Source organism: Micromonospora sp. NPDC005324 (genome assembly GCF_040607155.1).
GTDB lineage: Bacteria > Actinomycetota > Actinomycetes > Mycobacteriales > Micromonosporaceae > Micromonospora > Micromonospora trifolii.
In genome coordinates this window covers 163,598-185,275 of sequence record NZ_JBEXGE010000001.1, presented here as the reverse complement: position 1 = coordinate 185,275, position 21,678 = coordinate 163,598, and the positions used below count along the sequence as shown (strand labels likewise).

18 protein-coding genes are annotated in these 21,678 nt (G+C 70.8%); 5 read left to right on the top strand and 13 right to left on the bottom strand.

Translation table 11 applies throughout. The features are described from left to right. Positions 1-58: 58 nt before the first annotated feature. Together rlmB and cysS are read right to left on the bottom strand one after the other, a co-directional pair. Positions 59-1,192, bottom strand: coding sequence for a 23S rRNA (guanosine(2251)-2'-O)-methyltransferase RlmB (gene rlmB, locus ABZS40_RS00915; RefSeq protein WP_354940279.1), 1,134 nt, complete (start codon positions 1,190-1,192; stop codon positions 59-61). After that, a complete protein-coding gene (gene cysS, locus ABZS40_RS00910) occupies positions 1,192-2,607 on the bottom strand; it encodes a cysteine--tRNA ligase (protein WP_354940276.1) in 1,416 nt (471 codons plus the stop codon). Before cysS ends, rlmB begins: the two co-directional genes overlap by 1 nt. Before the next feature lie 222 nt (positions 2,608-2,829). Between cysS and ABZS40_RS00905 the strand changes: the two genes are divergently transcribed. Then, entirely contained in the window at positions 2,830-3,489 is a 660-nt protein-coding gene (locus ABZS40_RS00905; RefSeq protein WP_354940851.1) for a helix-turn-helix domain-containing protein, read from the top strand. A gap of 240 nt (positions 3,490-3,729) precedes the next feature. After that, positions 3,730-4,851 (top strand): hypothetical protein, encoded by a 1,122-nt coding sequence (locus ABZS40_RS00900; RefSeq protein ID WP_354940273.1) that lies wholly within the window; start codon positions 3,730-3,732, stop codon positions 4,849-4,851. 205 nt (positions 4,852-5,056) lie between these two features. Here the strand turns inward: ABZS40_RS00900 and ABZS40_RS00895 are convergent, their stop codons facing one another. The 3 genes from ABZS40_RS00895 to ABZS40_RS00885 all read right to left on the bottom strand — a co-directional run bounded on the left by ABZS40_RS00895 (position 5,057) and on the right by ABZS40_RS00885 (position 8,700). Next, positions 5,057-6,751, bottom strand: coding sequence for a S8 family serine peptidase (locus tag ABZS40_RS00895; protein WP_354940270.1), 1,695 nt, complete (start codon positions 6,749-6,751; stop codon positions 5,057-5,059). A 206-nt stretch (positions 6,752-6,957) separates the two neighbouring features. Further along, positions 6,958-7,653 carry an HAD family hydrolase gene (locus tag ABZS40_RS00890; RefSeq protein ID WP_354940848.1) on the bottom strand — a complete coding sequence of 232 codons (696 nt, stop codon included), beginning with the start codon at positions 7,651-7,653 and terminating at the stop codon, positions 6,958-6,960. 81 nt (positions 7,654-7,734) lie between these two features. Continuing rightward, positions 7,735-8,700 carry a DMT family transporter gene (locus tag ABZS40_RS00885; protein WP_354940267.1) on the bottom strand — a complete coding sequence of 322 codons (966 nt, stop codon included), beginning with the start codon at positions 8,698-8,700 and terminating at the stop codon, positions 7,735-7,737. A gap of 71 nt (positions 8,701-8,771) precedes the next feature. Between ABZS40_RS00885 and ABZS40_RS00880 the strand changes: the two genes are divergently transcribed. Then, positions 8,772-9,332, top strand: coding sequence for a CGNR zinc finger domain-containing protein (locus ABZS40_RS00880; protein WP_354940264.1), 561 nt, complete (start codon positions 8,772-8,774; stop codon positions 9,330-9,332). On the opposite strand, the gene ABZS40_RS00875 is transcribed toward ABZS40_RS00880, so the two are convergent. From ABZS40_RS00875 to ABZS40_RS00865, 3 genes are all read right to left on the bottom strand, one after another. Next, the gene (locus ABZS40_RS00875) at positions 9,299-9,898 is read right to left on the bottom strand and encodes a GNAT family N-acetyltransferase (RefSeq protein ID WP_354940261.1); all 600 of its coding nucleotides are present in this window, start codon (positions 9,896-9,898) and stop codon (positions 9,299-9,301) included. The two genes, ABZS40_RS00880 and ABZS40_RS00875, sit on opposite strands and share 34 nt — an antisense overlap. 95 nt (positions 9,899-9,993) lie before the next feature. Then, on the bottom strand, positions 9,994-10,176 hold the full coding sequence (locus ABZS40_RS00870) for a DUF397 domain-containing protein (protein ID WP_354940258.1): 183 nt from the start codon (positions 10,174-10,176) through the stop codon (positions 9,994-9,996). Next, positions 10,167-10,979 carry a helix-turn-helix transcriptional regulator gene (locus ABZS40_RS00865; protein WP_354940845.1) on the bottom strand — a complete coding sequence of 271 codons (813 nt, stop codon included), beginning with the start codon at positions 10,977-10,979 and terminating at the stop codon, positions 10,167-10,169. The genes ABZS40_RS00870 and ABZS40_RS00865 overlap by 10 nt, the downstream gene beginning before the upstream one ends. Positions 10,980-11,484: 505 nt before the next feature. Here ABZS40_RS00865 and ABZS40_RS00860 point away from each other — a divergent pair. Beyond that, positions 11,485-11,775 (top strand): hypothetical protein, encoded by a 291-nt coding sequence (locus tag ABZS40_RS00860; protein ID WP_354940256.1) that lies wholly within the window; start codon positions 11,485-11,487, stop codon positions 11,773-11,775. Between the two features lie 60 nt (positions 11,776-11,835). On the opposite strand, the gene ABZS40_RS00855 is transcribed toward ABZS40_RS00860, so the two are convergent. From ABZS40_RS00855 to ABZS40_RS00835, 5 genes are all read right to left on the bottom strand, one after another. Then, entirely contained in the window at positions 11,836-13,245 is a 1,410-nt protein-coding gene (locus ABZS40_RS00855) for a class II fumarate hydratase (protein WP_354940253.1), read from the bottom strand. A 35-nt stretch (positions 13,246-13,280) separates the two neighbouring features. After that, positions 13,281-16,262 carry a BTAD domain-containing putative transcriptional regulator gene (locus tag ABZS40_RS00850; RefSeq protein WP_354940250.1) on the bottom strand — a complete coding sequence of 994 codons (2,982 nt, stop codon included), beginning with the start codon at positions 16,260-16,262 and terminating at the stop codon, positions 13,281-13,283. Positions 16,263-16,521: 259 nt separating this feature from the next. After that, entirely contained in the window at positions 16,522-18,189 is a 1,668-nt protein-coding gene (locus tag ABZS40_RS00845; protein WP_354940247.1) for a fumarate hydratase, read from the bottom strand. A gap of 125 nt (positions 18,190-18,314) precedes the next feature. Continuing rightward, positions 18,315-19,724 (bottom strand): PQQ-binding-like beta-propeller repeat protein, encoded by a 1,410-nt coding sequence (locus ABZS40_RS00840; RefSeq protein WP_354940842.1) that lies wholly within the window; start codon positions 19,722-19,724, stop codon positions 18,315-18,317. Between the two features lie 105 nt (positions 19,725-19,829). After that, a complete protein-coding gene (locus tag ABZS40_RS00835) occupies positions 19,830-20,333 on the bottom strand; it encodes an Lrp/AsnC family transcriptional regulator (RefSeq protein WP_210817712.1) in 504 nt (167 codons plus the stop codon). A 139-nt stretch (positions 20,334-20,472) separates the two neighbouring features. On the opposite strand from ABZS40_RS00835, the gene hppD reads away from it, so the two are divergent. Beyond that, positions 20,473-21,678: a 4-hydroxyphenylpyruvate dioxygenase gene (hppD, locus tag ABZS40_RS00830; protein ID WP_354940244.1), complete on the top strand. Its 1,206-nt coding sequence runs from the start codon at positions 20,473-20,475 to the stop codon at positions 21,676-21,678.

The following is a 21,678-nucleotide window of genomic DNA, read 5'->3' as shown; positions in this document are numbered from 1 at the left end:
TGTGGAGCACGAAGGCCCCCTCCCGCGCTCGGCGGGAGGGGGCCTTCGTCGACGTGCGCTACAGCTCGACGGAGCGCCGGCGGGCGACCTCGGCCAGGGCGACCGCCGCGGCCACGCTGGCGTTCAGCGACTCGACCTCGGAGATCATCGGGATGCTGACGGTCAGGTCACAGGTCTCCCCGACCAGGCGGGAAAGACCGCGCCCCTCGGAGCCGACCACCACCACCAGCGGACCGACGGCGGCCTCCAGGTTGTAGAGGTCGGTGTCGCCGTCGGCGTCCAGGCCGACGACCATGAAGCCGGCGTCGCGGCACGCCTTCAGCGACCGGGTCAGGTTGGTCACCTGCGCCACGGGCACCCGCGCGGCCGCGCCGGCACTGGTCCGCCAGGCGGTCGCGGTGATCCCGGCAGCACGACGCTCGGGTACGAAGACACCCTGCGCGCCGAACGCGGCAGCCGACCGGATCACGGCGCCCAGGTTGCGCGGGTCGGTGACACCGTCCAGCGCGACAAGCAGTGGAGCCTGCTGCTCCAGGGCAGCGGCGACCATGTCCTCGAACGGCTGGTACGCGAAGGGCGGCACCTGCAGGCCGACGCCCTGGTGCAGCACCCCGCCGGTCATCCGGTCCAGCTCGGCGCGGCTGATCTCCAGGTTGGCGATGCCCCGGTCGGCGGCGGTCCGGATGATCTCGTTGATCCGGTCGTCCATGTCGATGCCCTGGGCCGTGTAGAGCGCCGTCGCCGGCACGTTGGCGCGCAGCGCCTCCAGCACCGGGTTACGCCCGACCAGCAGTTCCGGAGTGTCCCTGGACGGGTTGGACTTGCGCCCCGGCGTGACCCGGGGACCGGACCGGCCGGTGGGCTTGCCGCCCCGTCCGCCGGTGGCGGCACCCCGCCCGACCGGTACGCCCCGACCGCCGCCTCGGCCCCAGGTGGTGTCCTTGCTGCCGGGCTGGCCGATCTTGGGGGCGCGCCCCTCCTCGGCCGCCGCGCGGCGCTCCTTGTCCTGCTTCCAGGCGGTGCGCTGCGGCAGCTTCTCGGTGCCCGAGTAGCCCTTGTGCCACGGCCGCTCGTCCGCGGGCAGGGTGCGACCCCGCCCGGCCAACGAGTCCTTGTTCTTGCCGCCGGTGCCCTTGGGGGCGCCTGCCTTCGACGTCAGTCGCCGGCCACGGCGCTGCGAGTTGCCGGCCATCAGTCCTGCTCTCCAATAGTCCAACGGGGGCCCTGGGGGGTGTCCTCGACCACCACACCGGCCAGCTTGAGCTGGTCACGCACGGCGTCCGCGGCGGTCCAGTCCTTGCGGCCCCGCGCCTGCGCACGCTGCTCCAGGGCCAGCGCGATCAGGGAGTCCACCACGGCACGAAGGTCGTCCGATCGGACGCCACCGGTCCAGGCCGGGTCGAGGGGGTCGACCCCGAGAATATCCAGCATTGCCCGCACCACGGCCAGCGTGGTGCGGACGGTCACATCGTCACCGACGCTCAGCGCGGTGTTGCCGTCCCGAATGTGCTGTTGCAGCACGGCCAGCGCGGCGGACGTGTTGAGATCGTCGTCCATCGCCGCGACGAAGCCGGTGGGCAGCTCACCGAGCTGCCCGGCACCGACCCGCTCGGCGGCCCGCTGCACGAAACCCTCGATCCGCCGGTACGCGGTGGCCGCGTCGCGCAGCGAATCCTCCGAGTAGTCGATCACCGACCGGTAGTGCGCGGCGGCGTAGTAGTAGCGCAGCTCCACCGGCCGCACCCCGAGCGAGTCCACGTACGCCAGGTCCAGCGCGTTGCCGGCGGACTTGCCCATCTTGGCCCCGCCGATGCTCAACAGCCCGTGGTGCACCCAGTAGCGGGCGAACGGCAACCCGGCCGCCTGGGACTGGGCGATCTCGTTCTCGTGGTGTGGGAACGTCAGATCCAGGCCGCCGCCGTGGATGTCGAACTCCGGACCGAGATAGCGCCAGCACATCGCCGAGCACTCGATGTGCCAGCCCGGACGGCCCAACCCCCACGGCGAGGGCCAGTAGGCGTCGGCCGGCTCGTCCGGTTTGGCACCCTTCCACAGCGCGAAGTCGCGCGGATCCCGCTTGCCCCGATCCGGGGCGTCCCCGGCCGACTGCATGGCGTCCGGAGACTGACCCGACAGCGACCCGTACGCCGGCCAGGACCCCACGTCGAAGTAGACGTCGCCGGAGCCGTCACTCGCCGTGTACGCGTGCCCGTCGGCGATCAACTTCGTGATCAGCTCATGCATCTCGGGGATGTGCCCGGTGGCGCGCGGCTCATAGGTGGGCGCCAGCACGTTCAACGACCGGTACGACTCGGCGAGCAGCAACTCGTTGGCGTACGCGATCGACCAGAACGGACGGCCCTGCTCACCGGCCTTGATCAGGATCTTGTCGTCGATGTCGGTCAGATTGCGAATGAAGGTGACCTCGTAGCCGGCGGCCAACAGCCAACGACGCAGGACGTCATAGTTGACGCCGGAGCGAAGGTGACCTATGTGCGGCGGAGCCTGAAGGGTGAGACCACACAGGTAGACCCCCACCTTGCCGGCTTCCCGCGGGACGAAGTCCCGCACCGATCGGGTGGCGGTGTCATACAGGCGTAGCGTCACCGTACAAGGGTAGCTGTCCGTGCCTGTCCGGGTCCGCCGGTGCCGGGTCGTACGCTGCCAGGCGTGGATGCGACCGCACGCTCCGGTGGCTCCGGTGACCCGCCAGCCAACCCCACCGCCCCCACCGGCCCGGCCATCGAACGTGCCGCCGGGCGGGCCGGCGGGGCCTTCGGGCCGACCTCCGGCTCGGCCGACGCGACCTTCGGGCCGGCCGAGGCTGGCGTGGGGCGGGCCGACGCGGTCGCGGGGCGGGGCGGAGAGACGTCGCAGACGCTGGACCGGGGTTTGCGACTGCTGCACCTGGTAGCCGACGCCTCTGGCGGTCTGACCGTCACCGAGGCCGCGAATCGGCTCGGCATTGGCCGGGCCGCCGTCTACCGGCTGGTCAGCGCGCTGACCGGGCACGGCATGCTGCGCCGCGACGGAGAAGGTCGACTGCGCCTCGGTGCCGGGTTGCTGCACCTGGCCCGGCGGGCCCAGCCGCTGCTCGCCGAGGGTGCGCTGCCCGCGCTACGCCGCCTCGCCGAGCAGGCCGGCGCGACAGCACATCTGACCGTCGTCGAAGGTGGAGAGGGCGTTGCCCTGGCCGTGGTCGAGCCGAGCTGGACGTCGTTCCACGTCGCGTACCGGACCGGGGCACGGCATCCACTGGACCGGGGAGCGGCCGGCCGGGCGATCCTGGCCGGCCGTGCCGGGGTGGCTGAGCCGGTGAGTAGCAGCGGAGAGTTGCAGGCCGGGGCGTACGGGGTGGCCGCACCGGTGCTCGGCGTACCCGGGCTGGAGGCCAGCGTCGGCGTGGTCGCGCTCGCCCCACTGGACGTCGACACGCTCGGCCCCCAGGTGCTGGCCGCCGCCCGAGCAATCACCACCGCCCTCAGCTGACCCCGCGCCTTGGTCAACTCGGGATCACGGAAGTCGCGGCATCCCAAGCCCGGTGACCGCCCGACTTCCGAAAACGCGAGTGGATCACCGCCCGTCGGCGGCCCGAAGGCCTGATCCGGCCGGTTGCCATAGCACGATCGACAGGCGGATTCGTGGTTGTCCACAGGTCCGGCGGCACCCGCAGGCCGGGTTGTCCACAGGGGTTTCGGTGCCCGGTGCGCGGTCGGCAGGCTGCTCGGCATGCCACCACGTCCGCACCGCCCCGATGCCCTGGCCTGGCAGGTCTTCCGCGGCTCCGACGCTGTCCGGGAAGGCCTGCTCACCGAACATCAGTTGCGCAACTCCGCCTGGGTGCGGTTGCGCCACGACATCTACGCCGACTCGCGACTGGACCGGGACCACGCCCTCGCGTGTCGCGCCGCTCTCCTCCGACTACCGCCCGGAGTGGTGGTCGGCGGCCCGTCCGCGGCCTACCTGCACGGCGTCCAACACGCCGCGAGCTTCACCGACGATGTGCACGTCCTCGTGCCCCGACCGCTGCGGATCGGCCCACAGCGCGGCCTCCGCGTGCACGTCAACGCCGTCATCCCGCTGAAATCGAGTAAGAACCCTGAGCTGGCCGCGCCAACCACACGACGACCGGCAGGCACAAGACGACCACCAGACGCGAGCCGCCCACCTGCCGGCGGAATGTCACCACGCCCAGCACGGCACCTGTCCCGCCCGGCCATCGTGTCCGTCGGAGCAGGGGGCATGGTCGCGGCCGGCCAGGGCGATGGGTGGGCGGCGACCAGACCGCTCGGGTCCAGCGAGCGGGACCTCCCGGTCCCCCGGTCAGACCCCGGCCGGGCCGCCTGGGAGACAGCTGTCTGGCTCGATCCGGTCCGGGCGGTCGCCATCGTCGATTCGCTGCTCGGGCAGGGGCTGGCCGATCGCGACACCCTGGCCGCCATGGCTGCCCGCAATGCTGACCGGCCGGGCGCGCGACGAGCACGTTGGGTGTTCGACCTGGCCCACGGCGGCGCCGAGTCCCCGCCGGAGTCACACCTACGCGTGCGGTTGGTGCTGGGTGGGCTGCCGCGCCCAGCCGTTCAACATCCGGTACGCCTGCCCACCGGCGTTGTTCTGCACCCCGACCTGGCCTGGCCGCAATATCGGGTGGCGGTGGAGTACGACGGCGAGTGGCACTCCGACGTGGAGCAGCTGCACCGCGACCGCCGCCGGCTGAACCAGCTGGTCGGCGCGGGTTGGCTGGTCCTGCACGTGACCAGCCGGCGGCTGCACGGCGAGTTCCCGGCGGTGCTTCGTGAGGTACGCGATGCGCTGGTCAGCCGCGGCTGGCGACAGGGTTCGTCCAGATGACCAGGATCACTTCGGATTCCTGGAAACCGCGCCATCCTTCAGGCACCAACACCACGCCTTCCGGGAAACCGAGTCGATCATGATGGGTGCCGGGCGGCGGCGGCCGGGGACAACGTGCCCGGACGGCCGCAGGGCCCGGTCGACGATGTGTCGACCGGACCCCGAAGGCGGTGGCGGTTGGGCCACCTTCGTAGTGCGATGTGCGCTACGGGCCGGCGTTCGGCTTGAGCGGGGTCTTCACCGCCGCGTAGGCGTCGACGATCCCGTAGCCGTAGAAGCCGTTGAAGTTGACCCCACCGGCGCAGTACGCGTCGTAGGTCTCGTCCCGGCCCTCGTTGCGGTACTGCTGGAGGCGCGGCTCCGGGCACGCGTGCTCGGCGGCCGTGCGGTAGAGGTGCTGCTCGACCTGGTCCGGCGACATCCCGAAGCCAGTCCGACCCTGCGCCTTGCCGTACCGGCTGACGATCAGCGCGGCGACACCAGCGGCGTGCGGGGACGCCATCGAGGTGCCCTGAAGGTACGTGTAGTAGCCGCACTCACCGTTGGCCTTGCACTGCTTGAAGACAGAATTCTCGAAGCCGGCGACGATGTTGCCGTCGGCGTCGACCGATTCCTCCTCCTGAAGCACGTGCTTCGGGTACGAGGAGAGGATCATGTTGGCGTCGGTACGGTAGGTGTCGGTGCCGAAGCCGTCCCGGAACCAACCTCCCGGCGCGGCGACCGAGATCTGCTCGGTGCCGTAGTTGGAGAAGTCCGACTTCTTGCCGGACGGGCCAACCGACGACACACCGATCACGTGCGGGCCCTCCGTGGGCAGGTCCCAGCAGCTCTCGTTGTCGATCGGTCGGGGGTACGGGTCGGCGCCGTAGTCGGGGCTCGTGACGTCGGTGCGCGGGGCGCCCAGGTCCTCGTTGTTGTTGCCGAGCGCACCGACGAGGGTGACGCCCTTGTTGTGCGCGAAGATCAGCGCGCGCTTCATCGCCTTGATGATGGCCCGCTGCTCGGCCTGGTCCTCGGGCGAGTCGGCCGGGTTGGCAGTGCAGTTGTACAGCCACGGGTCGACGTAGAACGACATGTTGACCACGTCGATCCCGGACCGGCCGGCGTAGACCAGGGCGTTGACGACCGGGTCGAGGAAGAAGTAGCCGGAGTCCTGGCCACCCTTGAGCTCGACCAGCGAGACGTTCGGGGCGACGCCGGAGAGGCCGAAGCCGTTGGCCGCGGCGCCGATGGTGCCGGCCACGTGGGTGCCGTGCCCGCCGTCGTCGGTGCCGACGGGGTCGAGGCAGCTCTGCACCTCGCAGGGGCCGTCCACGTCGGTCAGGTCGGGGGCGAAGTTGCGCGACAGCGACCAGTTGAAGTTCGGCGCGATGTCCGGGTTGCTGGCGTCGACGCCAGTGTCCAGTACGCCGACGGTCACCCGACGGTCACCCGGTTCGATCTTGCGGGCCTTGTCGGCCCGGATCATCTCCAGGCCCCACAGCTTGTCGTCGAGCGGGTCGAGCTTGGCGCCCTTCTTGGCAGCACCGGCAGCACCGGCACGAGCACCGGCAGCGGCCAGGAGGTGCTCCTGCTCAACCCGGTCCAGCTTCGGCTTGCGGCCGATGGCCTTCTGCTCGGCGGCGCCGATCAGCGTCGGCGCGGCGGTCGCCCTGGCCGCGAAGTCGGCCCGGTCGCTGCTGACCTGGAACATGCCGACCTCGTCGGACCGGGACACCACAGTGCCGCCAGCTGCCCGGATCGCGGCGACGGCCGTGTCGGTGGCGACGCCATCCTCGGCGACGACCGTGAAGGTGCGGGAGTCGCTCGGCGCGGCGTTCGCCGGCACACCCAACCCCGTAGCCGTGAGTGCCAGCACAGCCGCGGTCGCGACAGTGCGGGCGGTGAAGCGCTTGCTCACCACATCGGATCCTCTCGTTGAGGGACGTGGCAGCCATCACACAACAACGATCCGGATTACGCCAGCTGAGCGCCCGTTATGGCAGTGAATCCCGCCAGTTCGAGCCGCCCCTCGGCCGCTCACACACAGGCCACACGGAGACGGGCCGCGCAGAAACAGGGCGGCCCGACACCGACAGCACAGACACACGCACCGGTCGCGTCGACTCACACACCTACCGCGTCGACACCCAGATTCGCCAGCGCGGCCGGCAGCTCGGCCAAGCTGGAAACCTCGGCGTCGGGCGGGCAGCCGAGGGGGCGTGGCAGGCCGAGCCGGTTCAGCCACACCGACCGCAGGCCGGCCCGCTGGGGCGCCACCACGTCGTGCTCCCACGAGTCGCCGACGTACACGATCTGCTCGGCTGGCACCCCGGCCGCCGTGACCACAGCGGCGTAGAACTCCGGGGCAGGCTTCTTGGGCAGGCCGTTCTCGTGCGCGTACAGCTCGAAGGTGAACCCGCCGGCGAGCCCGCACCGTTCGGCGCGGCTGTTGCCATTGGTGGCGAAGCCCAGCGTGTACCGGCTGCGAAGCGTGGCCAGCGCCGGTGCTACGTCCGGAAACGGTCGGGTGAGAGCGAAGCGCTGGGCGAAGAAGATGTCCGCGATCTCGTCCAGGTGGTCGACCAGCGCGGCGCGGGCCAGCGACCGGGCCAGTGCGGCGCGCCGGATCTCCACCACCGGGGCGGCCTTCAGCTCGCCGAAGACCACGCCCCAGTCCGACTCCAGTTCGGCGAGCGTCACCCCGGCCGCCGCAGATGTGCGTCGCCGCATCTCGTCGAGCACCGCCACCAGCCCGCCCGTGACCGCTGGACGCAGGTCCAACAGCGTTTCGTCAGCGTCGAACACCACAGTGGTCAGCACGACACCCACTCTCTCACCGACCGCCGAACCTCACCGACCGTCGAAGTCGCCGACCATCGGGGGCACAACGACCGCCGAACCTCACCGACCGTCGAGCGCCAACTCGGGCTCGGGCGTGACCGGCGCGGGCGTCGAGGGCGACCCGCGCAGTTCGTCGAGGCGTACCAGGGCGACGCCGGCGACGATCAGCGCACCGCCGAACAACTGCCAGCCGGTGGGCAGCTCGTTCAGGAACAGCCAGGCGATCAGCACCGCGAAGAGCACTTCGGTCAGCCCGACGAACGACGACAGGCGGGGTCCGAGGATCCGGGTGCCGGCGATGCCAGCGAGATACGCGATGACGGCGGCCACCAGCGACAGCCCGGCGATGGGCACTAACCAGCTGGTGGGCTGCCCGGCGAAGGTGACCTCGCCGAAGGTGGCGTGCAGCGGCAGCAGGCCGGTCAGCCCGATGAGGAGCAGCACTGCGGCGCCGACGGCCATTCCACCGCTGGCCATGGCGACCGAGGGCAGTCGGGGGTCGACCCGACCGGCGAGCACGAAATATCCGGCCAGGCCGAACGCCGCGCCCAACCCCCAGACCACGCCCACCGGGTGGAAGTCGGCGGTGCCGGCGAGGTCGAGCACGAACGCCAGCCCGGCCAACGCGGCCACCGACCCGGCGACGGTGAGCCGGCGGGGCGGCTGCCCGTGCCGCAGCCACATCCAGACCACGACGAGGATGATGCCCAGGTATTCCAGCAGCAGCGCGACACCGACCGGCAGGTAGCGCACGGCGTTGAAGAAGCAGACCTGGGCCAGCGCCACCCCGAGGAGCCCGAACAGCCCGATGGCCGTGGCGTTGCTACGCAGCACGTGCCATTTGCCCCGCAGTGACAGCAGGGCGGGGATCGCCAGCACCAGGGCGGCCACGCCGACGCGGGCGATCACCGCGGACTCGGCTGACCAGCCGGCCTCGATGAGCGATCGCGCGAAGGTGCCGGAGGTGGCGAAGGTGACTGCGGAGAGCAGCGCCAACCCGACGCCGGCAGCAGGTCGTGAGTGCATGTCGCGCTCCTCGCAATGGGCACCGTGTCATGGGCAAACTATCCTTGTGCTGATGACGCTAGGCGGAAGCCATGACAGGAGTCAAGTTGCTATTCGCTCATGACACCGAGTGTTCGCTGATCGCCGCCGCGGCGCTGGTCAACACCGCAGGTCGGGACGGCGAGTTGCTGCCCGACATCGCGGCGCTGGACGCGTTCTTCGTCCGCTACTCCTACAGCGGCCGGCACGAGCACACCGACGCCGAGCTGCACGCCGTCCGGGAGCTTCGCCCCCAACTGCGCCGCATCTGGTACGCCGAGCCACCCGAGATCGTCGCGGTGGTCAACGGCCTGCTGCTGGAACACAAGGCGCTGCCCCAGCTCATCGAGCACGACGACGAGCCGTACCACCTGCACGCCGTGCCCCGCGACGCGCCGCTGGCCACCCGGATCGCTGTCGAGGCCGCCATGGCGATGGCCGACCTGGTCCGCACCGGCGAGCTGAGCCGGCTGCGGATCTGCGAATACCCGGACTGCGACAACGTGGTCGTCGACCTGTCCCGCAACCGGTCCCGACGGTTCTGCGAGGCCGGCTGCGGCAACCGCGCGGCGGTGACCGCCTACCGCGCCCGCCGGGCCGCCGGCCAGTCCTGACCGACGATCGCCCACTCCTCGGCCCGCACCTCGTACTCCACCTCGCCCTGCTCGGTGCCCGGAATCGGGTGGTCCCACTGGAGGTGGAAGGTCCGCACGTGGTGCAGCCCGGCCTTCACCATCACCCGCTGGGAGCGCTCGTTGACCGTCATCGTCTCGGCCCAGACCCGACGCACCCCGACGATGTCGAAGGCGTACCGGACCAGCGAACGCGATCCCTCGGTGGCCAACCCTCGCCCCCACGTCGAGCGGCGCAGCCGGTAGCCCAACTCGGCCTCCGTCCCGTCCGCCGACGGGTCCAACGCGAACCAGCCCAGGAACTCGCCGGACTCCCGATCATGCGCCGCCCACCGACCCAGCCCGGGATGCCTGTCGTACTGGGCCAGCAGCCTCGGCAACTGCTCGTCGCGCACTGTGGCCGGCGGAGTCGCCACGCCACCGTTGAGGAAACGCATCACCTCGGGGTCGCTGTCCAACTCGACCAGCGCGTCCACGTCGGCCATGGTCAGCCGCCGCAACCGCAGCCGCTCGGTCCCCGCCGGCACACCCGCGCCATCGTCACCCATAGCCCGGATCATCCGTCCTGCTCAAGACCCCGTCGAGCTGTTATCCGGGCCAGGTGCGCGGAACCCCGACCGCCGTCGCGGGCGAGGCGGTCGCGTCAGCGCGGGGGCGCGACCACGAAGAGCCGCCAGGAGTACGCGTCGACAACGAGCACGGGCCCGTCCGAGTCCTTGCTGTCTCGCACCCCGACGACCTCGCCAAGATTCGTCGCCACCTCGACGCACTGATCGTTGGAACCACTCCGACTGCTTTTACGCCACCGGGCACGGGTCAACTCCACGACTCTGCCACTTCCCTCAGCAACTCGATCGACTCCTGCGGTGGCAACGCCTGCCCGAGGGTAGCTTCCCAGGTCCGTTGTAGACGTAACAGATCCGCAGGCCGATCGAGTTCCTGACCGCCGATCTGGCCACCAAGGTAGGCGAGATCGCTATGGTCGGCCACGGTGGCGAGAATGAATGGCCCGTTCAAGCCGGGATACTCCTCGGCCGAGCGAGGCACCACATGGAGCTGGACCCGCGGATGCTCGGTCGCCAAGCGCGCCAGGTGCAGAGACTGCTCGCACATGACCTTCCGGCCGCCGACGCGTCGCCTCAGCACCGACTCGTCAAGGACCGCGACTACGTGCGGCGGGCGATCCCCGTAGAGGACCCGCTGGCTGTCCATCCGGTCCGTCAGCCGACGCTCGACCTCATCGGTGTCGAGCAGTCGGTCCGACTCGAAGATGGCACGGGCATAGCCTTCGGTTTGCAGCAGCCCGGGGACGTGTAACGGGTCGAACCATCGCAGCGCCCGCGCCTCAGCGAGAATCGCACGCCAGCCGCGCAGCCAGACCTGGGCCTTGTCCAGGCTGACCAGTTCGGTGGACATCCGACCGAAGAGGCCGCCGGTGTCCAGGGCGCGGTCGACGAGTTCCAGGTACTTGGCGGTGGGCGGCTGCTGACCCAGCTCGACGGCGCTGACCATCGACGCCGAGTAGTTGACCGCCTTGGCCAGCTCGTCCTGACTCCAGCCGCGCCGAGCCCGTGCCCGCCGTAGCTCAGCGATCAGGAACGCCGCCGCCGTCATCTGTCCATCGGCCATGCCGTGCCCGCCCTCCACCCCGCCGACGATCATCTCCAGCCGGCCGCCAGCGGCAGTGCCACCCAGAACAGGGCGACTATGACGACGCGGCCAAACCCTTCCGACCGTAGTCGCCTGATCACCAGACTGTGAAGCGCGGCGCCCCACCACTCTCAGCCCTCGCCGGGATCTGCCGGCACCACACAAATCGCCCATCCCCGCGAGCTCCCGCGCGCCGCCCCGCCGATCATGGAGTCGTGGTGGGCAACAGAACGCCCGAAAGATGCCAAGCCGGGCACCACAAATCCATGATCGCCGAAACCAGGCCGTCTTCACTCCGCGATCTTGCACTTTCTGCGCCGACACAAGGGACATCGCACCCATGTCAGCAACCACAACTGCAAGATCGACGCAGCCCAGCCTGGCGCAGCCCGGCCCAGCGCAGCCCAGCCCGGCCCAGCCCGGCCCAGCCCGGCCCAGCCCGGCCCGGCCCGGCCCGGCCCGGCCTCTCACGGAAGGCCTCAGCATGTCCCGGATCGCCCCGGACAACCGCGCGACGACGCCACGTCGACAGCACCTGCCGCTGCGCCCGCTCTGGCTCTGCCGGGTCTGCGCCGCGCCCTGGCCCTGCCCGGTCGCCCGACTCACACTGTGCCAGGAGTACGCGCACGACCGGATCGGGTTGAGCGTCTATCTGTGCGCGGTACTGCACGAGGCCGCTGCCGACCTGTACCGACTCAACCCGCACGACGGCCCGGACCCCGCCGCGCTCTTCACCCGCTTCCTCGGCTGGGCGAGACCACGACACCTACCCTGACCAGGGAAGACCGCAGCAGGACGAGGCCGGTCGGCGCCGAGCAGGTCGGGGCGAGTCGGGTCAGGGGTGGGTCATCCGCAGCAGGTCCAACGTCTCGTCGAGCTGAGTCTCGGTGAGCTTGCCGGAGTCGACGTGGCCCCGGGAGATGACCACCTCGCGGATCGAGGTCTGCTTGGCCAGCGCCTCCTTGGCGATCGACGCGGCCTCGTCGTACCCCAGGTAGCGGTTGAGTGGGGTGACGATCGACGGTGAGCCCTCGGCGTACGCCAGACAGACCTCGGCGTCCGCGACCAGGCCGACCACCAGCCGGTCGGCGAAGAGCCGGCTCACCGCGGAGAGCAGCCGGATCGACTCCAGCAGGTTGCGGCCCATCACCGGGAGCATCACGTTCAGCTCGAAGTCGCCCTGTGAACCGGCGAACCCGACGGTCGCGTCGTTGCCGATCACCTGGGCGCAGACCTGCCGCATCGCCTCGGCGACCACCGGGTTGACCTTGCCCGGCATGATCGACGAGCCGGGCTGGAGGTCCGGGATGCGCAGTTCGCGCAGACCGGCGCGAGGGCCGGAACCCATCCAGCGGATGTCGTTGGCGATCTTGTAGAGGCCGATCGCCACGGTCCGCAGCTGCCCCGAGGTCTCCACCAGCGCGTCCCGCGCGCCCTGCGCCTCGAAGTGGTTACGCGCCTCGCTCAGCGGCAACCCGGTCGATTCACACAGCTTGTCGATCACGGCGGCGGCGAAGCCGAGCGGGGTGTTGATTCCGGTGCCGACGGCGGTGCCGCCCAGCGGCAGCTCAGCCAGTCGGGGCAGCGCGCCCTCCAGCCGTTCGATCCCGTATCGGACCTGGGCGGCGTACCCGCCGAACTCCTGGCCGAGGGTGACCGGGGTGGCGTCCATCAGGTGGGTACGCCCGGCCTTGACCACCGTCTCGAACTCGGTGGCCTTGGCCTCCAATGCCGACGCCAGGTGCGCCAGCGACGGCAGCAGGTCTTCGACGATGAACTGGGTGGCCGCCAGATGGATCGAGGACGGGAAGACGTCGTTGCTCGACTGGGAGGCGTTGACGTGGTCGTTCGGGTGCACCGGCGAGCCCAGCTCACGGCTCGCCAGTGTCGCGATCACCTCGTTGGTGTTCATGTTCGACGAGGTGCCCGAGCCGGTCTGGAACACGTCCACCGGGAACTGGTCGTCGTAACCACCGTCGGCCACGTGCGCGGCGGCGGCGGCGATGGCGGCGGCCACGTTGGCGTCGATCACGCCCAGCTCGCCGTTGACCTCGGCAGCCGCGCCCTTGATCTGCGCGAGGGCCTTGATCTGGGCCGGTTCGAGGCCCCGGCCGGAAATCGGGAAATTCTGCACCGCACGCTGGGTCTGCGCCCGCCACAGCGCCTCGGCGGGCACCTCCACCTCGCCCATCGAGTCGCGTTCGATGCGGTAACCGGTCGCCTCTGGAGTCGTCACGCGTACCATCCTGCCGCGCCCGTGGCCGACTCGCAGATGATCCGTCAGCCCAACTCGGTGAGCAGCCGTTCCACCTCGTGCTGGTCCGGCGACTCGATCTGCCGGAACAGCGCCAGCGCCTGCTCCAGGTGCGCGCGGGCCGCCGCCGGATCGGTGGCCCGTACGCAGCGGGCGATGCCCTCCAACGCCCGGGCCTTCTCGTAGCGGGCGCCGAGCCGGATGGCGGCGGCGAGCACCCGACGGTGCAGGTCGAGCGCGCTAACGGCGTCACCCTGCTCCAGCATCGCCCGGGCCAGCAGATTCCGGGAGGCACACTGTCCGATCCGGTCGCCGGCGTCCACCATCGCCACCAGCGCTTCCCGGTGCAGGGCTGCGGCACGATCCGGCTGTCCGGCGACGCGTTCCATCACGGCGATCTCGTTGAGCACCTCGCCCTCGCCGAACCGATTTCCACCCAGCCGTTTGAGGTACAGCGCCGACCGCAGCAGACGGCGGGCCGGGCCCAGGTCACCCATCCGGTGCCGGACCATGGCGAGGTGCCCCATCGCGTTGTTGGTCTGCCGGAGGTCCTTTGTCTGCCGGGCCAGCAGGAGGTGCAGCCGGGCCAGGCGCAACGCCTCGTCGTACCGACCCCAGCCGATCAACGTGTAGGACCGGTTGTTCAACAGATTGGTCAGCGCGTCTGCGTCCTCCGGACCCCGGATCAGGCCGAACGCCTCGTCGAACTTCACCTCAGCCTGCCGCAGGTCGCCGTTCGCGGCGTACGAGACGCCCAGGTTCCAGAGTGTGGTGAGCAGATCGCCGCGTAGCCCGATGCGGCGGCGCAGACTGAGCGCCACCTCCATCGCTCTGATCGCCTCCGGAAGCCGGGCCAGTCGGAAGTACGCCGAGGAGACGTAGTTCAACATGGTGGCGATGGCCGCCTCGTCGCCCAGCCGCTCGGCGACACGAAGCCCGATCGTGTGGGTCTCGATCAGCTCATCGAGGTGCCCACCGTCGAAGTTGAGCCGCCAGCAGGCCCGGGCCAACTGCCAGCACTGAACCGGAAAGTCCTCCTCCTCGGCCACCCGGACCAGGGCGGTGAGACCGGCGTGGTTCTCCTCGAACCACGCCCGCCCCTCGAACACCGGGGCGGCCAGCAGATCGGGTCGGCCGGGCGTGTGCGCGGGGATGCTGCGGCGACTGCCCGCCGCCTCGAGCATCCGGGCGATCGCCAACGTGACGGACAGGTGATGGTCCAGCAGCCGCTCCAGGGCGGCGCGGCGCTCCGGCTGCCGTTCCGGCGCGGCGAGCAGCAGCCGGGCGTACTCCCGGAGTAGATCGTGTAACCGGTACCGACCGGGCTGCACCTCCTCCACCAGGTGGACGTCGACCAGCTCGTCCAACAGTTCCTGGGTGTCGGTCAGGGGCAGCCCGGCGAGGGCCGCGGCCACCCGACTGTCCAGGCGTCCGCTCGGGTACAGGCCGAGCAGCGGGAACAGCCGCTGCGCCGACGGTGAGATCTGCGCGTACGACAGGGCGAACGCCTGCCCGACCGAACGTTGCCCCGCGGTCAGCTCGGCCAGCGGGCCCGCCCCGGCGACCAGCCGCTCGGCGAGGTCGGCGACCTGCCAGCGAGGCCGGTGTGCCAGCCGCGCGCCGGCCAGACGGATGGCGAGGGGTAGGTGGCCGCAGCGGCGCGCCACCTCGGCCGCGGCTTCCGGTTCGGCGGCGATCCGCTCCATGCCGGCCACCCGACCGAGCAGTTCGATCGCCTCGTCGGCGTCGAGGACCGGCAGCGACGACGGCCGGCCCTCGTCGAGCCCGACCAGCCGACGACGACTGGTGATGAGCACCAGGCAGTGCGAGCCGTTGGGCAGCAGGGGCGCCACCTGGTCGGCGCTGGCCGCGTTGTCCAGCACCACCAGAGCCCGCCGGCCGGCCAGCTCGATTCGCCAGAGCGCCAGCCGGTCGTCCAGGTTTTCCGGCACCCGTTCGGCCGGCACACCGAGCTGACGGAGCAGGGCCGCCACAGCGGTCGCGGGTGTCAACGGCCGACGTTCGCTGTGCCCGTGCAGGTCGATGAAGAGCTGGGCGTCGGGATAGCGGTCGGCGAGCGCGCTGGCGACGTGTACGGCAAGCGTGGTCTTGCCGCTTCCCGGCATCCCGTCGACCACCTGGATGCGGGTGCCGTCCTCCTCGATCTCCTTGACCAGGCGGGCCACGGTCTCCTGCCGACCGACGAAGTCCCCGATCGCTCGAGGCAGCGAGCGGACCGCTCCGGCGGGTCCGGCCGGTCGGCCGGCCATGGCCAGGTCACCGGCGAGCACCCGCTGGTGCAGCTCCTGCAACTCGACGCCCGGCTCGATGCCCAACTCGTCGGCGTAGAACCGCCGGCCCTCCCGGTAGACGGCGAGCGCGTCGGCCTGCCGCCCGACAGCGGACAGCGCCAGCATCAGTTGGCCGCGCAGCCGCTCCCGCAACGGGTGCCGGTCGACGCTCTCCGCCAACTCCTCGATGAGCTCCGCAGCCTGCCCGATGCGCAGCTCGACGTCGACGCACTCCTCCAGGGCGGTGAGGCGCTGCTCGTCGAGTGCCTGGGCACGACGGCGGACGCTCCGGCTCGGGATCCCGCCGAGCGCCGGCCCGCGCCACAACGCCAGGGCAGCGCGGAATTCGGCACGGGCGTCGACGAGGCGACCGGCCGTGGCGGCGGCTCGGGCCGCCTCCACGCCCCGGGTGAAGACCTCGGCGTCCAGGTCGGTTGTTCCGGTACGCACGCCGTACCCGGCCGGGTCGGTGACGATGAGGTCCGGTGCCAGTCCCAGCTCGGTGAACCGGCGGCGCAACCGCGACACGCAGGTCTGTAGCTGGGCCCGGGCGGTGGCCGGCGGGCGGTCCTCCCAGACCGCGTCGACCAACTCCTCGACGGGCACCAGCCGGCCGGCCCGCAGCAACAGCATGGCGAGCACGATCCGGTCGCGCCCGGCGGTGACAGTGGACTCGCCACCGCCCACCCGCAGGGGCCCCAGGATCCCGAACCGCATCTGCTCTCCCGCTTCAATGGTGCAACTTCCAGCAGAGTAGTCCGGTGGTAACAGATCGCCTCGGTCAGGCGATAGTGATCTGAGAGCGGATCGACAGCGGTGCGCAGCACACTCATTCCGGGTTGTCGGTGACGGCATCCGACGGGGGCGGTGCGCCCGTCCCACCCCAGCGGGGCGGGCGTACCGATGTCGGCAGAGCACGGACGACAGGACGGGCGTCGGGCGAGTTCGCCCGACGCCCGTTCGCGTACCTGTCGCGTCAGCGGCGGCCGACGGTGAGCACCGGCTTGGTGACCTCGGCGAAGAAGTCGTTGCCCTTGTCGTCGACCACGATGAAGGCGGGGAAGTCCTCCACCTCGATCTTCCAGACCGCCTCCATGCCCAGCTCCGCGTATTCGAGCACCTCGACGTGCTTGATGCAGTCCTGGGCGAGGCGGGCCGCGGGGCCGCCGATCGAGCCGAGGTAGAAGCCGCCGTGCTGCTGGCAGGAGCGGGTGACCTGACCCGACCGGTTGCCCTTGGCCAGCATCACCTGGGAGCCGCCGGCGGCCTGGAACTTCTCCACGTAGGCGTCCATCCGGCCGGCGGTGGTCGGGCCGAACGAGCCGGACGCGTACCCCTCGGGGGTCTTCGCCGGGCCGGCGTAGTAGACCGCGTGGTCCCGCAGGTACTGCGGCATCGGCTCACCGGCGTCCAACCGCTCGGCGATCTTGGCGTGGGCGATGTCCCGGGCGACCACGAGCGGCCCGGAGAGCGAGAGGCGCGTCTTCACCGGGTACTTCGACAGCTCGGCGCGGATCTCGTCCATCGGCCGGTTCAGGTCGACCCGGACCACCAGCTCGGCGTCGAGCGAATTGTCGGTGACGTCGGGCAGGAACCGCGCCGGGTCGGTTTCGAGGCGCTCCAGCCACACGCCCGACGGGGTGATCTTGGCGACGGCCTGGCGGTCCGCCGAGCAGGAGACGGCGATCGCCACCGGGCAGGACGCGCCGTGCCGGGGCAACCGGACCACCCGTACGTCGTGGCAGAAGTACCGCCCACCGAACTGCGCGCCGATGCCGAAGTTGCGGGTCAGCTCCAGCACCTCCGCCTCCAGCTCCAGGTCGCGGAAGCCGTGCGCGCTCATCGAACCCGCGGTCGGCAGCGCGTCGAGGTACTTGGCGCTGGCGTACTTCGCGGTCTTCAACGCGTACTCGGCGGAGGTGCCGCCGATGACGATGGCCAGGTGGTACGGCGGGCAGGCGGCGGTGCCGATCAGCCGCAGCTTCTCCTCCAGGAACTGCATCATCCGCGTTGGGTTGAGCAGCGCCTTCGTCTCCTGGTAGAGGTACGACTTGTTGGCCGAGCCACCGCCCTTGGCCATGAAGAGGAACTTGTACGCGTCGGGGTGCCCGTCCGGGTCCTCGGCGTACAGGTCCACCTGGGCGGGCAGGTTGCTGCCGGTGTTCCGTTCGTCCCACATGGTCAGCGGGGCGAGCTGGGAGTAGCGCAGGTTGAGCTTGGTGTACGCCTGGTAGACGCCCCGGGAGATGGCCTCCGCGTCGGCACCGTCGGTCAGCACGTGCCGGCCGCGTTTGCCCATCACGATGGCGGTGCCGGTGTCCTGGCACATGGGCAGGACACCGCCGGCGGCGATGTTGGCGTTGCGCAGCAGATCCAGCGCGACGAACCGGTCGTTCGGCGAGGCGGCCGGATCGTCGATGATCGCCCGGAGCTGCGCCAGGTGCGCGGGGCGCAGGAAGTGCGCGATGTCGTGCATCGCCTCGGCGGTCAGCGCGGTGAGCGCGGCCGGCTCCACGGTGAGGAACCGGCGGCCTCCCGGGCCGTGTACGACGTCCACGCCCTCGTCGGTGACCAGGCGATAGTCCGTCTGGTCCGGGCCGGTCGGCAGCAGAGGGGCGTACGAGAATGCGGCGGCACTGCTCATGAGCGGCAAGCCTAGGGCAGACCGGTCGATCACTCCCACCCGCCGGGCGGGTCCTGGGACGCCGCTCTCATCCACCAGGTGTGCCGGGCCCGGCCGTCCTCCGGATCATGAGGCGAACCGCCGGCTCAGCCGTCCTTGCCGCCGCCCGGGTCGGGGCAGAGTTCGCCCTTCGGCCCGCAGTCGCCGTTGTTCGGCCCGCCGGGGCCGGGGCCGCCCGGCCCGGGATTCCCACCGTCGCCGGGCGGTCGGGTGGGCGAGCTTCCGGACGCGCCGAAGCGGACGTACCCGATCTCCCGCCCCTCGCCGATGATCATGCCCTGCGAGCCGACGGCGAGGGCGTTCGCCGAGGTACGCAGGGCGGCCAGCTCCCGGCCGGTGCGCGGGTCCAGTGCCGCCAGCCGGGACGGCTTCTCGTCGGCCACCACGGCCGCGTACGGGGTGAGCGCCGCCCCGGCCTTGCCGCTGGCCTGTCGTGTCCAGAGCACCTTCTCGGTGCCCAGCTCACGGGCGATGACCGAGCGTTTGTCGGCAGCCCGGAACACCGCGTAACGGTCGTCCACAGCGATCAGCTTGGTGCCCGGCTCGCCGACCCAGAGCAGCCGTCCGTCGTACCCGTCGATGACCGTCTCGCGGCCGTCCGGGGCGACGCCGATCAGCACGTTCCGCGCACCCTGCGGGTCCTCGCGTTGCACGCAGCCGGCGGAGTCGGCGGTACGCAGGTTGATGCCGGCCCGCTGCCATGCCTCCTGCCCGGTCGCCGAGTCCCGGGCGGAGATGGCGAAGTAACAGGTGCCGTCCTGGGAGCGGGCGTTGATTCGCAGCAGCCGACCACCCACCACGGAGAGCCGCTCCTCCCGGCCGGGCTCGACGTTCTGCAACACCCGGCCGGTGGCGGTGTCGACCACGTGGACCCGACCGTCGACCGGGAAGCCGAGCAGCGGTGGCGCGGCCTCCGCCCCGGCCACGCCGTCGTCGATCCGGGTGGCGGTGAGCCGGCGGGTGCCGCGCAGACCCGGGTTGTCGGCGAGCAGGCCGCTGTGCACCCCGGGCAGGAAGGCCGTCCAGAGCGGCGCGGTGCCACGCGGGTCCCAGGCGCTCAGGGTGCAGTCGGTGGCGTCCGTGCACCGGGCGTCGAGGAGCAGGTTGCGATACGTCCAGACAGCTACCGCGTCATCGTCGCGTCGCCGGGTCACCCCGGTCGTCGGGTCGAGCAGCTCGTACCCCTTGACCAGGAGCTTGCCCACCGCCACCACCGGGTCGCGGTCGCCGCCGGCGACCGCCGCCCAGTCCGCCTTGCGCTCCCAGAGCTGGGTGCCGGTGGCCAGGCTGCGAGCCTCGACCCGGGTGCGCTGCTCGACCACGACGGCGTCGCCGGCGATGGTCACGCTGCGCGGGGTGCCGCCGATCCGTTGCTGCCAGACCACGTCGGGCTCGGAGATGGGATCACTGCGGTCCACCCAGTCCCACAGGCCGGGGAACGGGTTCCACACGCCGGTCGCGGCGAGCGCGACGACCACGGCGAGACCGAGCAGCAGCCCACCGCGCACGCTCCCCTTCGCCACCCGCACACCGTAGCCACGATCACGGATCTTCCGTACGCCCGCGCCGCCGTGTCGCCGCGCTTTCTGGGCTCGGAGGTGTTACAGCGCCCTTCCCTCGGCCCGAACAGCGCTGCGCACCAACGGAAGCGTGCGGTAGGGGATCTGCTCGGCCAGCGCGATGATCGTCGAGGCACGGGTGATGCCGGCGGACGAGACGATCTGGTCGATGACCCGTTGCAGGTCGGTGTTGGAGCGGGCCACGATCCGGCAGAGCAGGTCGCTGGAGCCGGTGATGGTGTGCGCCTCCAGCACCTCGGGGATGGCGGCGAGGTGAGCGGTGACCGGGTCGTGGCCGTGCCGCTGACTGATCTCCAGGGTCACGAAGCTGGTCACCCCGAACCCGATCGCGGCCGGCGCGATCTCGGGGCCGAAGCCCTCGATGACCCGCCGCTCGACGAGCTTGTCCAGCCTCGCCTGCACTGTGCCCCGGGCCACCCCGAGCCGCCGGGAGCACTCCAGCACCCCGATCCTCGGCTCCTCGGCGAGCAGTTCGATCAAGCGCACGTCGAGCGCGTCGAGCTGTACATTCTGCTCACCATTCATGAGTGAACACCATACCAAATGCGCAACCTGACCAGCATTTCTGCCAACAGTTGCCCAGCCGGTGCCGGGGCAGCGATCCTCGCCACAAGAACCGACCACGGCGGCCCACAAGGCCGGCCGGTACGCGAGGGAGCCCACCATGACCCAGGCGATCGACCGACCCCAGTCGACCGAGGACGTCGACGTCGACCGGCTCGTCGGAGCTGTCGACCACGACATCAGCCACGACCCGTTCCCGGTCCGGGGCCTCGACCACGTGCACTTCCTGGTCGGCAACGCCAAGCAGGCCGCCCACTACTACTCCACCGCCTTCGGCATGACCTGCGTGGCGTACCGCGGCCCCGAGCAGGGCTACCGGGACCACGCCCAGTACGTGCTGACCAGCGGCTCGGCCCGGTTCGTGCTCACCGGCGCGGTGCGCCCGGACGCCGAGGGCGCCGAGCACGTGGCCCGGCACAGCGACGGGATCAGCGACATCGCGCTGGAGGTCCCGAACGTGGACGCCGCGTACGCGCACGCCATCGCGCAGGGCGCCGCCAGCGTCGTCGAGCCGCACGAGGTGACCGACGAGCACGGCACCGTCCGGATGGCCGCCATCGCCGCGTACGGCGACACCCGGCACACGCTTGTCGACAGGTCCCGCTACACCGGCCCGTTCCTGCCCGGCTTCGTGGCCCGGGGCCCGATCGTGGACCGGCAGCCGATGATCGACGCCGGCATCCAGCCGAAGCGCTTCTTCCAGGCCGTCGACCACGTGGTCGGCAACGTGGAGCTGGGCCGGATGGACGAGTGGGTCGAGTTCTACAAGCGGGTGATGGGCTTCTCCAACATGGCGGAGTTCGTCGGAGACGACATCGCCACCGACTACTCGGCGCTGATGAGCAAGGTCGTGGCGAACGGCACCCGCAAGGTGAAGTTCCCGCTCAACGAGCCGGCGATCGCCCGCAAGAAGTCCCAGATCGACGAGTACCTGGAGTTCTACCAGGGCCCCGGCGCGCAGCACATCGCCGTCGCCACCAACGACATCCTGGCCAGCGTCGACGCGATGCGCGCCGCCGGTGTCGACTTCCTCGACACCCCGGACTCGTACTACGACGACCCGGAGCTGCGCGAGCGGATCGGCAAGGTGCGGGTGTCGATCGAGGAGCTGAAGTCCCGCAAGATCCTGGTCGACCGGGACGAGGACGGCTACCTGCTCCAGATCTTCACCAAGCCGGTGCAGGACCGTCCCACCGTCTTCTTCGAGCTGATCGAGCGGCACGGCTCGCTGGGCTTCGGCAAGGGCAACTTCAAGGCGCTCTTCCAGGCGATCGAGCGGGAGCAGGAAGCCCGCGGCAACCTGTAA

Coding starts and splice junctions, on each gene's coding strand:
- rlmB (WP_354940279.1), bottom strand. CDS start 1,192: ATGGCCGGCAACTCGCAGCGCCGTGGCCGGCGACTGACGTCGAAGGCA.
- ABZS40_RS00900 (WP_354940273.1), top strand. CDS start 3,730: ATGCCACCACGTCCGCACCGCCCCGATGCCCTGGCCTGGCAGGTCTTC.
- ABZS40_RS00885 (WP_354940267.1), bottom strand. CDS start 8,700: ATGCACTCACGACCTGCTGCCGGCGTCGGGTTGGCGCTGCTCTCCGCA.
- ABZS40_RS00880 (WP_354940264.1), top strand. CDS start 8,772: ATGACAGGAGTCAAGTTGCTATTCGCTCATGACACCGAGTGTTCGCTG.
- ABZS40_RS00875 (WP_354940261.1), bottom strand. CDS start 9,898: ATGGGTGACGATGGCGCGGGTGTGCCGGCGGGGACCGAGCGGCTGCGG.
- ABZS40_RS00865 (WP_354940845.1), bottom strand. CDS start 10,979: ATGGCCGATGGACAGATGACGGCGGCGGCGTTCCTGATCGCTGAGCTA.
- ABZS40_RS00860 (WP_354940256.1), top strand. CDS start 11,485: ATGTCCCGGATCGCCCCGGACAACCGCGCGACGACGCCACGTCGACAG.
- ABZS40_RS00855 (WP_354940253.1), bottom strand. CDS start 13,245: ATGGTACGCGTGACGACTCCAGAGGCGACCGGTTACCGCATCGAACGC.
- ABZS40_RS00850 (WP_354940250.1), bottom strand. CDS start 16,262: ATGCGGTTCGGGATCCTGGGGCCCCTGCGGGTGGGCGGTGGCGAGTCC.
- ABZS40_RS00845 (WP_354940247.1), bottom strand. CDS start 18,189: ATGAGCAGTGCCGCCGCATTCTCGTACGCCCCTCTGCTGCCGACCGGC.
- ABZS40_RS00835 (WP_210817712.1), bottom strand. CDS start 20,333: ATGAATGGTGAGCAGAATGTACAGCTCGACGCGCTCGACGTGCGCTTG.
- hppD (WP_354940244.1), top strand. CDS start 20,473: ATGACCCAGGCGATCGACCGACCCCAGTCGACCGAGGACGTCGACGTC.